Annotated in this window: 7 protein-coding genes; 3 read left to right on the forward strand and 4 right to left on the reverse strand. The window is 72.2% G+C overall.

All coding sequences use genetic code 11. The annotated features are described in order from the left end of the window. The first annotated feature begins 6 nt into the window (after positions 1 to 6). Together NS3_RS26915 and NS3_RS26920 are read left to right on the forward strand one after the other, a co-directional pair. A complete protein-coding gene (locus NS3_RS26915) occupies positions 7 to 783 on the forward strand; it encodes an ABC transporter ATP-binding protein (RefSeq protein ID WP_067865465.1) in 777 nt (258 codons plus the stop codon). Continuing rightward, complete coding sequence (locus NS3_RS26920) at positions 783 to 3,335, forward strand: ABC transporter permease (RefSeq protein WP_067865468.1); 2,553 nt, start codon at positions 783 to 785, stop codon at positions 3,333 to 3,335. Before NS3_RS26915 ends, NS3_RS26920 begins: the two co-directional genes overlap by 1 nt. A gap of 64 nt (positions 3,336 to 3,399) precedes the next feature. On the opposite strand, the gene NS3_RS26925 is transcribed toward NS3_RS26920, so the two are convergent. From NS3_RS26925 to NS3_RS26940, 4 genes are all read right to left on the reverse strand, one after another. Further along, complete coding sequence (locus NS3_RS26925) at positions 3,400 to 4,572, reverse strand: VWA domain-containing protein (RefSeq protein WP_067865470.1); 1,173 nt, start codon at positions 4,570 to 4,572, stop codon at positions 3,400 to 3,402. Next, positions 4,556 to 6,841, reverse strand: a complete 2,286-nt coding sequence (locus tag NS3_RS26930) for a DUF5682 family protein (RefSeq protein WP_245649835.1) — start codon at positions 6,839 to 6,841, stop codon at positions 4,556 to 4,558. Before NS3_RS26930 ends, NS3_RS26925 begins: the two co-directional genes overlap by 17 nt. Positions 6,842 to 6,936: 95 nt before the next feature. Further along, positions 6,937 to 8,043, reverse strand: a complete 1,107-nt coding sequence (locus NS3_RS26935) for an ATP-binding protein (RefSeq protein ID WP_067865473.1) — start codon at positions 8,041 to 8,043, stop codon at positions 6,937 to 6,939. Then, the gene (locus NS3_RS26940) at positions 8,040 to 10,751 is read right to left on the reverse strand and encodes a DUF5691 domain-containing protein (protein ID WP_067865475.1); all 2,712 of its coding nucleotides are present in this window, start codon (positions 10,749 to 10,751) and stop codon (positions 8,040 to 8,042) included. The genes NS3_RS26935 and NS3_RS26940 overlap by 4 nt, the downstream gene beginning before the upstream one ends. A gap of 460 nt (positions 10,752 to 11,211) precedes the next feature. Between NS3_RS26940 and NS3_RS26945 the strand changes: the two genes are divergently transcribed. Next, positions 11,212 to 12,369: AAA family ATPase (locus NS3_RS26945; protein ID WP_245649836.1), on the forward strand; the 1,158-nt coding region annotated here is incomplete at its 3' end.

Below are 12,369 nucleotides of genomic sequence, written 5' to 3' on the forward strand. Positions count from 1 at the left end.
GTGGGCATGACATCGCAAGCTGTTGGCGTCGAATCAGCGGACCCGGTGCGTCCGGGGGTGATCGTGGCGCGCGCCATCGACGTGACCAAGGTGTACGGCTCGGCGGACACGCAGGTCAGGGCACTGGACGGAATCACGGTGGAGTTCGCCAAGGGCGAGTTCACCGCGATCATGGGCCCGTCGGGCTCGGGCAAGTCGACCCTGATGCACTGCCTGGCCGGCCTCGACAGCGCGACCTCCGGCGTCGTGCGGATCGGCGACACCGACCTGACCGACCTCAACGACAAGCAGATGACCATGCTGCGGCGCGACCGCATCGGCTTCGTCTTCCAGGCGTTCAACCTGGTGCCGACCTTGACCGCGCTGGAGAACATCACCCTGCCGCTGGACATCGCCGGCCGCACCGCCGACCAGGAGTGGCTCGACACCGTGGTCGGGCGCCTGGGTCTGGCCGATCGGCTCACCCACCGCCCCAGCGAGCTGTCCGGCGGTCAGCAGCAGCGCGTCGCGTGCGCGCGGGCGCTGGCGGGCAAGCCGGAGATCATCTTCGGCGACGAGCCCACCGGCAACCTGGATTCCCGTTCCAGTGGTGAAGTGCTCTCGATCCTGCGCACCGCCGTGGACGAGTTCGACCAGACCGTCGTCATGGTCACCCACGAACCCTATGCCGCCGCCTACGCCGACCGGGTGGTCTTCCTCAACGACGGCCGGATCGTGGACGAGTTGCGCGATCCCACCGCCGAGTCCGTGCTCGACCGGATGAAGGCACTGGAGAAGCTCTGATGGCGTCGTCTCCCATGCGCAAGGTCGCCTTGCGCAATCTGGCCGCGCACAAGGTGCGCCTGGCCCTGACCTTGCTCTCGGTCGTGCTCGGCACGGCCTTCATCGCCGGATCGTTCGTCTTCACCGACACCCTGCAGCGCACCTTCGACGGCATCTTCGCCGACGAGGCCAAGGGAGTCGACGTGCGGGTGAGCACGGAGGAGATGCAGTCCTTCGGCGTCCCGCTCGAGGTCGTCGAGCAAGTGAAGCAGACCGAGGGCGTGCGGGCGGTGGCCCCGGCGGTGAGCGGCGTGATCCTGCTGCTCGATCCGGAGGGCAAGAAGCCGGTGCAGACCGGTGGGGCGCCCAGCGTCGGCGAGTCCTACCTGCCGCCGGACCAGGCCGTCGGCGAGACCGAGACGTTCCTCGCGGGCACGCCGCCCGGCCGCCCCGGTGAGGTCGCCATCAACAACAGCGCCGCGGAGCGGGCAGATCTGCAGATCGGCGACCGCACCAAGGTCCTGATCCCCTCGGCCGGGGCCGGGCAGATGCCGGTGATCGACGTGACGGTGACCGGTATCTACGACGTGCCCACCGACGTCGGCGGTTACGTCGGCCTGCTCTTCGAGGACGCGCAGGCCCGCGAACTGTTCACCGACGGAAAGCACGTGGCGCACATCGACATCGCCGCCGCGTCCGGAACCGACCCCGACGAACTGCGCGACCGGCTCGCCGAGGCGTTGCCGGACTACGCGGTCCGCAATGCCGAACAGGTGCGTGCGGACCTGCAGGCGCAGATCTCCGAGGCGCTCGAGTTCCTCAACTACTTCCTGCTCGCCTTCGGCGCGATCGCGCTGATCGTCGGCACCTTCATCATCTACAACACCTTCTCGATGATCGTCGCTCAGCGTCTGCGCGAACTGGCGCTGCTGAGAGCCATCGGCGCCTCCAGCAGGCAGGTCGGCAGTTCGGTGGTCGTCGAGGCACTGGTGATCGGTGTGATCGGCAGTCTGCTCGGGCTGGCGGGGGGCATCGGCCTGGCGTTCGGCCTGTCCGAGTTGCTCAATGCCTTCGACCTCGGGGTGCCGACCGGCTCGATGGCGGTGCTGCCGCGCACCGTGCTGGTCGCGCTGCTGGTGGGTCTGCTGGTCACCGTGGTCAGCGCCTACGCTCCCGCGCGGCGGGCCGCCAAGATCCCGCCGGTGGAGGCGATGCGCGAGGAGTTCGCCTCGGCGGGCGACTCGCTGCAGGTGCGCACCCTCGTCGGCGTGGTCCTCGCGGTGATCGGTGCGGGACTGGTCGTGCTCGGCGCGCAGTCGACCGGCGGCACGGCGGCCTCGATCGTCGGCATCGGCGCGCTCGCGCTGATCCTGGCGGTGCTGCTGGCTTCGCCCGCGCTGTCGCAACCGGTGGTCGGCGCGCTCGGCGCGCTGTTCAAGCCGTTCGGCCCGGTCGGGCGGATGGCGCGCAACAACGCCGTGCGCAATCCGCGCCGCACCGCCGCGACGGCCTTCGCGCTGACCCTCGGCCTCATGCTGGTCACCGCGATCGGCATGCTCGGCGCCTCGGCCAAGGAGAGCATCGGGGTGCTCGTCGACAAGGGCGTGCAGTCCGATTTCGTGCTCACCGGCCCTCCGCAGCAGGTGATCGGCCTGCCGCTCGCGGTGCCCGACGCGGTGCGCGCGAACGTGCCCGACGCCGCCGAGGTGGTCGGCTTCCGTGGCGTGGCGGTCCGCATCGGCGACGACCGGACCACCGGCGTCTCCCCGGACGGTCCGATCGGCGCGGCGTTGAACTACGAGATCCTCGAAGGCACCGCGACGATCGGTGACCGCGACATCCTCGTCTCGCAGAACGAGGCCGAGGAGCACGGCCTGAGCGTCGGCCAGAGCACCGAACTGACCGGGCTGGACCGCAACCAGAAGGTCGCGGTCACCGTCGCGGGCATCTATCGCAACACCCCGCTGCTGTCGGAACTGGTGGTCTCGCCGTCGGTCTTCGAGGAGATCACCCCGCCGACGTTCCGCAGCAACTTCTTCGTCCTGGTCACCGCGAAAGACGGCACCGACCCGGCCGCACTGCGTGCGGAGCTGGAGCGGGCCACCGATCAATTCGTGATCGTGCAGGTCCAGGACCGCGAGGAGTTCAAGGGCACCCAGGGCCAGCAGATCAACACCATGCTGGCCGTCCTCTACGGTCTGCTCGCCCTGGCGGTGGTGATCGCCATCCTCGGCATCATCAACACCCTGGCGCTGTCGGTGGTGGAGCGTCGCCGCGAGATCGGCATGCTGCGCGCGGTCGGTGCGCTGCGCTCGCAGATCCGGCGCACGATCTACCTGGAGTCGGTGCTGATCGCGGTGTTCGGCGCGATCGTCGGCGTCGTCCTCGGCCTCGGCCTCGGCGTCGGATTCCTGCGCACGCTCAGCGATTTCGGCATCGACCAGATCGCCGTCCCGTGGGACCAGCTGATCCTGGTGCTGATCTCCGCGGCGGTAGTGGGTGTGCTGGCCGCCGTATGGCCTGCCATTCGCGCGGCCCGCACGCCCCCGCTGGCGGCCATCGCCGATCTCTGATCGCGACACCGGGCGAGCGCGCGACGAATCCCGTCGCGCGCTCGTTCGTTTTCGGGATTCCGCGTCAGCCCCGGCCCGATTTCCCGGCGTTCGCGTCCGCCCACGCGCGGATGTCCCCGCGGTCGAAGGCGACCGCGAGCAGGTCGGGGAAAGCGTCGGGGGTGCAGGCGAACGCGGGGATGCCGAGCCCGGCGAGGGCAGCGGCGTTGTCGTGGTCGAAGGCCGGGGCGCCTTCGTCGCTGAGGGCGAGCAGGACGACCACCTGGACGCCGGATTCGCGCATGGATCGGACGCGGCGCAGCATCTCGGCGCGGATGCCGCCCTCGAAGAGATCGGAGACCAGGACGAACAGGGTGTCGTCGGGGCGGGTGATCAGGGACTCACAGTAGGCCAGGGCGCGGTTGATGTCGGTGCCGCCGCCGAGCTGGGTGCCGAACAGCACCTCGACCGGGTCGTCGAGCTGATCGGTCAGGTCGGCGATCTCGGTGTCGAAGGCGATCAGGTGGGTGCGCAGCGAACGCAGGGAGGCCAGGACCGCGCCGAACACCGAGGCGTAGACCACGCTGGCGGCCATCGAGCCGGACTGGTCGATGGCCAGCACCACTTCGCGGCGCACGGCCTGGCTCTTGCGGCCGTGGCCGACCAGGTGTTTCGGCACGACGGTGCGATACTCGGGCAGATAGCTGGCGAGATTGCGGCGGATCGTGCGGTCCCAGTCGATGTCTCGCGGCGCGGGCCGCGAGGTCCGGGCGGCTCGGTTGAGCGCGCCGCCGACGGCCGTGCGGGTGTGGGTGGCGATGCGCTCCTCGATCTTGCGCACCACCTGGGCCACCACTTCTCGTGCGGTCTGCTTGGTGGTCTCGGGCATGACGCGATTGAGGCCGATCAACGTGCCGACCAGGTGCACGTCCGGTTCGACGGCGGCGAGCAGTTCCGGTTCCAGCAGGAGTTCGGTGAGGTTCAGGCGGTCGATCGCGTCGCGTTGCATGACCTCGACCACGGTGGACGGGAAATAGGTGCGGATGTCGCCGAGCCAGCGCGCCACCCGCGGGGCCGACCCGCCCAGCCCGCCGCCGCGGTCGCCGCCGCCGGGTTCGTCGCCGGTGTTGTACAGGGCGCCGAGCGCCCGGTCCACGGCTGTGTCCTCGGACGTGCCGAGACCGCCGAGCTCGGGTTCGGCGGCGGCGCCGAGTACGAGACGCCAACGGCGGGCGTGATGGTCATCGATCTCGGACACCGCTGTCCTTCCCGGAGTTGCTGTCCTTCCCGGAGTTGCTGTCCCTCCCGGAGATGCCCAGCAGGGCGGCGACGGTGCCCATGGCGCGGCGTCCGCGTTCGTCGTCGACCGCCGTGGGTGCGACCGCGGGCGCCGGGGCGTGTGCCCCGGTATCACGCACGGCCCGACCGATCGCCTGCCGCTCGCCGGATTCGAACGCCCCGAAGGTTCGTCGCAGCACCGGCAGCGTCTCCATGAACTGCTCGTCGTCGAGTCCGCGCATCCACCGGTCGATCAGCCGCAACAGCGGGCGGTCGTGCACCAGCAGCAGACCCTGGCCGCCGACGAAACCGTCGACCCAGGACGCCTTCTGCGCGGCGGTCGCACCCACCGACAGCGCTGCCGAGAGCCGGACCGCCGCCTCCTGCGAGGTCAGCACGCCCGCGTCGGTGAGCAGCCGCACGGCCCGCCCGGCCAGCGCGCCGTGCACGTCGTCCCGGCCTGCCAGCCGGGTGAGCGCGTCGATCCAGGTGCCGGTGGCGACGGCATCGTCACGGGTGTGGATGGCCAGGTGGGTGGCGTCGAGCAGGCTGCGCAACTGCTCGGCGGCCGCGGTGTCCAGGCCGGTGACCGCGCCGGGCAGCCCCGCACAGGCCCGCAGCAACAGGCCGTCGGCCACCCCTGCCAGCGCCGTGGTGTCGGTACCGCGCACATCGCCGTAGCGCAGCGTCCGGACGAGGCCGGGCAGCGCGGCCAGCAGGTGGGTGACGTCGTGATCGAGCGCGGCGACCTCGGCCAGCCGGCCGATGAGCGCGGGCACGGCGCCGGTGAGGTCGGCGAGCAGGGCTCGTTCGAGGGCGTCGGTCAGGTCGGCCAGGCGGCGATCCGGCCCGGCTGCGGTGTCGAGGATCTTCGCCTCCGCCGCGGTTCGCAAGGTGGTACCCCAGCGTGACGCGTCGATCACCGCGACCGCGAATTCCGGGCGCCAGCGCAGCGTCCAGCTCTCCCGGAAGGTCCCGGTGGCCCGCACGTCGCTGGTGGCCGGTGTGCCCCAATCGATTCCCAGGAGGGCGAGCCGGTGCAGCAGATGTGAGCGTTCCCGCTCCCGTTCCTTGCGCAGGTCCAGGTCGATCGCCCGTCCGGTGGGCTCCTGCTTCCAGCGCAACCTGCGCGCGGTGGCCCGCAGATCGGCGTCCAGCGGGACCGTGGGCACGTCCTCCGGGACCGTGCCCAGCGCTTCCCCGACGACCAGTTCCTCGGTCACCACCCGAACCATCGTCTCGTCGCCGCCGCACATCACCGACCGCACCGCCTCGGTCACCTCCGACAACCCCGCCAGCGGCCGATCCCGCAGCGCCGCGAGCGTGTCGGCCAGCCGCACGGCCTCGATGACATGCGCACTCGACACCGGCAGATCGTGTGCGCGCAACACCCCGGCCACCCGCGTCAGCCAGCGGACGATCGGTTGCCCGGTGGCGGTGAACAGGTGGTGATACCACCCCGGCGAGTCGATCCCCGCGCCGTAACCCGACGTACTCGCCAGCCGCGAATGTGTCCAGGGGATCCAGGTCAGGCTCGCCTTGACCTTCGGCATGCCCTTCAGCAACCGGGCGTCCGGAGCCGCCGGGCCGAGCGGGCCTGCCAGCGCGGGCGCGTGCCAGGCCCCGCACACCACCGCGAGCCTGCGCGCGCCGCCTCTGATCGCCTGACGCATCATCTGACGCATGTACGCCTCGCGCCGCAAGGTGTGCTCGTCGAGCTGCCCGGAGTCTTCGCGCAGGGCAGCCATCGCCTCGGTCAACGCGTCGAAGATGTCGCTGTCGCCGAGGGATTCGCCGATCGAACCCGCGACCGGGCGCTCGGCCGCGCCCGGTGCGGACTCGACGACCGCGTCCCACCACCGTTCGGCGTCGTCGTAGCCGCCGGCTGCCGCGAGCCGGGCCAGCGGGTCGGACCGATCGCCCGGGGCCTCGTCGGCGGCCAGCACCATGCTCGCGGGCAGATCGCAGAAGCCGACCGGCACGGAGTGCGTGGCGGCGTAGCGCAGGGCCTGCCACTCGGGGGAGAACACCGCGAACGGCCAGAACGCCGCCCGGTCCGGACTGCCCGGTACGTAGGCCAGCAGCGCGACCGGCGGCACCATGCCCTCGGCGGCGACATGGGCGATCAGTGGGTCCGCGTCGGCCGGACCTTCGATCAGGATCGCGTCGGGCCGGAAGCGGGCCAATGCCGTCGCCAGCGAGCGCGCCGAACCCGGCCCGTGGTGCCTGATGCCGAACACCCGGGTCACCGCGCCGTCCGCCGTGCCCGTCCGGGAGCCGTTCGCATCCGCCGACTCCGCAGCGGCGGAATCCGTCACCCGGGGGGCCGTTGTCGATGCCGGGGTCAACCGGTGACCTCGCGGCAGGCGCGATAGAAGTCGGCCCACTCGGGGCGCTCCCGCACGACGGCTTCCAGATACTCGGTCCACACGGCGGTGTCGGCGACCGGGTCCTTGACGATCGCGCCGAGCAGGGCGCCCGCGATGTCCGTCGGCCGCAGTACGCCGTCGCCGAAGTGGGTGGACAGCGCGATTCCGTTGGTGAGCACCGAGATCGCCTCGGCGGTCGACAGGGTGCCCGAGGGGGACTTCAGCTTGGTGCGCCCGTCGGCGGTCACCCCGGAGCGCAGTTCGCGGAAGACCCGCACCACCCGGCGCACTTCCTCGGCGGCGGCCGGGACCGGGGGCAGTTCCAGTGCGGCGCCGAGCTGTTCGACCCGCCGGGCGACGATGGCGACTTCGTCCTCCTCGTCGGCGGGCAGCGGCAGCACCACGGTGTTGAAGCGGCGGCGCAGCGCGGAGGACAGTTCGTGCACGCCCCGGTCCCGATCGTTGGCCGTGGCGATCACGTTGAAACCCTTGGCGGCCTGCACTTCCGTGCCCAGCTCGGGGACCGGGAGGGTCTTCTCGGAGAGCACGGTGATCAGCGCGTCCTGCACGTCGGAGGGGATGCGGGTGAGTTCCTCGATGCGGGCCAGGGAACCGGCGCGCATCGCGGTCAGCACGGGGGAGGGCACCAGCGCGCCCTCGGTGGGGCCCTCGGCCAGCAGCCGCGCGTAGTTCCAGCCGTAGCGCACGGACTCCTCGGTGGTGCCGGAGGTGCCCTGCACGAGCAGTGTCGAATTCCCGGCGATGGCGGCCGAGAGATGTTCCGAGACCCGGGTTTTCGCGGTGCCGGGGACGCCGAGCAGCAGCAGTGCGCGATCGGTGGCCAGCGTGGCGACCGCGACCTCCATCAATCGGCGCGGGCCGACGTATTTGGGGGTGATGACGGTGCCGTCGGCGAGGGTGCCGCCGAGCAGATAGGTGACCACCGCCCACGGCGACAGCCGCCACGACGGCGGGCGCGGGCGTTCGTCGGCGGCGGCCAACGCCCGCAGTTCCGCGGCGAAGGCCTGCTCGGCGTGGGGGCGCAACAGGTCCGGTGTGGCGGTCTGGTCGGGGGTGGTCACTGCTGCAACTCCTCGAGCATCTTCGAGCGGTGGGTGAGGTCGTCGGCGAGCCGGTCGAAGGCCCGCCGCCAGGAAGGTTCGGCGCAGCGGCCCGCCGCCACCCCGACCAGCCCGGTCGCGTCGACGGGCAGGTGGGTGGCGGCCGCGGTCAGCAGCGATCGATGCGCGGCGGGCCCGGTGCCGTGGGTGCCCCGGTTCTGCTCGCAGATCCGCGCGCGTTCCAGCAGCAACAGGATCACGTGCTGGGCCAGCTCCCGCGGCCAGGGGTGCTCCATCGCCGGTAGCAGGGCCTCCAGTTCCGACAGCCAGGCGCTGTCCAGGCGGCGCAGGTGCGTGACCCGCGCCTGCTGCGGCATGAGCGCGAACAGTTCGCGGCGGCGCAGCAGCGCGGTGTCGGAGGGCACGCCGTTACCGAACAATGCCGCGGCCCACACGGGGTCACGCTGGTGCAGGGTGGCGTCGAGCAGGCCGTCGAGCAGCGGCTGGCGGTAGCGGTCGGGAACCCGCGCCCGCAGGGCCGCGCGCGGCTCGCCGACCGACTCGGTCCAGTAGCCGAGCGGCGTCACGGCCGCCAGCTGTCGCAACCGGCCCGCCGCGTAATCGGGCACGCCGTTCCAGCGGTAGCTGAACTCGACGGTGCGGTCGGTGATGCCGTCGCGCCGCGCCGCGTCGTCGAGTTCTTCGGGGAGGTCCACGTGCACCACCACGACGTCTCCGGCGTGCTCGACGCGCAGCCACCGCGCCGCGCGCGCCCGCATCCGACCGGCGAAGGCCGAGCCGGGCAGCGCGGCGAGCAGACCGGCGGCGGTGCGACGCACTTCGGAGCGGCGGTCCTCCAGCGCGGTCTCCAGCAGTGGCTCGTCGCCGGAATCGAGCCCCTCGGCGAGGACCGCGAGCAGATCGGCCCTGCCCGGATCGGATTCCTTCGGCCACGCCTGCTCGAGGAGCCGACGGGCGGTCGCGGGGTCGCGGCGGCGGAGTCCGGCGAGCCAGGCGCGCCGATGTGCGGGCGTGCCGAACAGCCAGGTGTCCGGGGTTGCCTCACCGGTCGCGGGGGGCTTCGCGCCGGGCGTCGGCGGTGCGGATTCGGTCGTCGATGGGGGCGCTTGCGTCGCGGGCGGCGGTGAGCCGGTCGCCGCGGCGGCGCCGTATTCGGGTGCGGTGTCGGCGAACAGCTCGTGCCAGGTCGGATGCCGCGCGGCCAGCCAGCGTCCGCGAGCACCGGCCAGGCGCAACAGGGGGGCGCGCACGGCGGGGTCGGCTTCGGCGGTCTCGAGCAGGCGCGCGCACAGCGCGCCGGGCGCGCGGTAGTCGTGGGGGAGCGCCGCGTCGAACCACTCGGGAAGGAACGGCGACCGCACCCGCAGCATGTCCGACAGGCGGACCGCCGCGGGACCGGGCAGGAGTCGTCGTGGGTCGTCGGGCGCGGGATCGGGGAGTGCGGCGGTCTCCGGGGTACGCGCCGCGCGGTCGTAGACCTCGCGCAGGGCCGCCGCTGCCAAGAGCACCTGCGGGGGGTCGCCGGTCAACTCGGTGACCAGCTCGGCCACCGGCGGGGGCAGGCTTGCCGGATCCAGCGTCCGGTGGGCTGTGCCGAGCAGCGCCGTCGCGGTCAGTTCATCCGGCGGGGACGTGGCCACGGTGTCCGCCGCGCGCCTCGGATCGGGCACGGCGTCCGGCTCGCGCACATCGACGATCTCGCCGTGGGTCAGCAGCGAGATCGGAACCAGCCCGTCGGCCGTCCACTCGCCCACAACCGTCACCGGATGCCCGCCCGCGGCTCCGAGCATCCGCCACGGCTGCTCGAGACCGGTGATCGGCAGCGCCGCGCCCGTCCGGTCCACCAGCACCTGCCGGTGACCGTCCACGGCGGGGATCACCTCGCGCAGCAGGACCGGCCACGATCGCAGCCACGGGTCCGCCGTGAGCGCCTCGGCATAGGCGGCGTGCGCCGCGGCGCAGCCGCTGTCTGTGTCCGTGTCGCGGGTGGGCCGCGGGTGCCCGGCCTGCGAGACGGCCGCTCGGGTGGGAGCTGGAGCGGGAATGGTGGTGAAAGGCTCCTCGGCGCCGTGCCGGACACCCCACAGCGCGCGCAGTTCGGGGGCGCCCGGGTAGTAGTGCACCTCGGCGTCGACCATCCGCCCCGGCGGCGGCGCGGTAGCGGGGAACGCGGGATCGTCGCCGAAACTGTGCTCGACGAGCAGCGCCCAGCGGTGGGTACGGCGGCCCCGCAACCAGGTGCGCCGGGTGTGCAGCCGGTCCTCGGCGCCGACCCGCATCCCCAGAGTCATCCAGTGATCACGCACAGCGGGTCGCTCCCGGACGGCCGCGGTGGGCATCGGGTAGCCGATGTGGGTGCGGACCGTGGCGGCCAGCGCCTCGGGCAGATCGTCGAGATCGCGATGCGCGGTGATCAGCAGGTGCAGGGCCGCGAGCTCGGCCAGCGTCCGGCGCGGCCCATCGGGCGCGGTGCGGTCGCCGTAGGCGAGCGCGCGCAGCCGGGCGGCGACAGCGGGAGCCTGGGCGTCGACCATCCGCGCCGCCATCGCCTCGAACGCGCTGCTGGACCGGTCCATCCTGGCCAGGCCGGTGCGCACCTGATCGGCCAGCCAGATATCGAGTTCGGCCAGGCCCGCGGTGACCCGGCGACCGCGCTGGGCGGCCGTCGCCGGATCGGGCGTGCGGGTCGTGGCCGGCCTGGCTGTCATCGGATGGGTGTCGCCCTCGGAGTCGATGCGGTCGCTGTCTCTGGCCCGATTTCTACCCGAGAGCACCGACAGCGCGACCGCTGGCCCCTGGCGATTTCACGGAAACGACTGTGCCGGGCCGGAATTCGTGCGCGACGTGGACTTGCGCCGAACCGACCGGTCTGGCATTCTGTCCTGTTCGGCTCTGCCGGACCACCCGCCTCGCGGGTGCTTCGCGTCGAGCTGCCCGTCGGGGTTGGTCGAGGGGTGGACATCGAAGCGCAGCGGCTCCTTCGATGGCCATTGCCATCCCTTGCGGGCAGGTTCGCGTGAGAACTTCCTTCGGCGTCCGCTTTTCGGGCAGCGTCGGATCTTCGGCCGATATGCGGAACTGGGACGATCGGGTAGCGTTCCCCTCGGCTATCGACAACGGACGCCGGACGCGGGGCGGATCCGGCCGTGCTGGAGGGGGATTTCCCGGGTGGGTTGGCAGCGGTCGCTCGACACGGCAGGCGCGGAAAGCCTCGCCGCCCTGGTCGCCCAACAAATCGCCGCCGACCCCACGGTGTCCTCCGAGGTCGAGACGGTCGTCTTGGACGCCCTCGACACCCGCCGTTCCGATTCGCCCGCAACAGGTTTCGCTGCCGCGAACGGCGTCGACATCGCCGGGGTCTTCCTGCGGGCGATCCGGGTGCGCGGATTCCGCGGTATCGGCGCGCAGGCCGAGCTCGAGTTGCGGCCGGGCCCGGGCCTGACCTTGGTCGTCGGACGCAACGGCAGCGGCAAATCCAGTTTCGCCGAGGCCGCCGAACTCGCCCTGACCGGCGGAAACCGGCGCTGGGACGGTCGTTCGGCCGAGTGGAGGGAGGGCTGGCGCAATCTGCACGACGGTGCGGGCACCCGTATCGAACTGGAGTTGCTCACCGCCGGGGCCGAACCCGCGCCGCTGGTGGTCAAGGAATGGGACGCCTTCGCGGCGCTCGACGAAGCCCGTTGGTCGCTGCAGTACACCGACGGCACCGTCGCCGATTTCGACGCCGCCGCCTGGTCCCCGATCCTCGACCTCTATCGCCCGTTCCTGTCCTACAGCGAACTCGGCAGCCTGGTCGACGGTCGGCCCAGCGACCTGTTCGACGCCCTGCATCAGCTCCTCGGCCTCGACGAACTCATCGCCGCCCAGGACCGGTTGCGGACCCGCAGGCTCGACGGCGAACGCGCCGCCAAACACTCCCGCCTCGACCGCGCCGCCCTGATCGCCGAACTCGAGGCCCTCGCCGACGACCGCGCCGCCCGTGCGGCAGCGGCCCTGCGCGCCGATCCCCCCGATCTGGGCACCCTCGCCGGCTACCTGCGCAGCGACGCCGACACCGGCGACACCACCACTCTGCGTGCCGTCCTCGCCCTCACCATCCCCGACCCCGCCGAGGTCACCGTCCTCGCCGACCGGCTCACCGCCTGCGCCGCCACGCTCGACCAGCTCACCACCACCGACAGCGAAGCCGACCTGCGCACCTTCGACCTGCTGCGCCGCGCCCGCCACCACGTCGCCGCCACCAGCGCCTGTCCCTGCCCGGTCTGCGGTCAGGGCACCCTCGACCGGGACTGGCTCGCCGCCACCGACCGCACCCTCACCGAGCTC

The organism is Nocardia shimofusensis NBRC 100134 (assembly GCF_001613125.1).
Lineage (GTDB): Bacteria > Actinomycetota > Actinomycetes > Mycobacteriales > Mycobacteriaceae > Nocardia > Nocardia shimofusensis.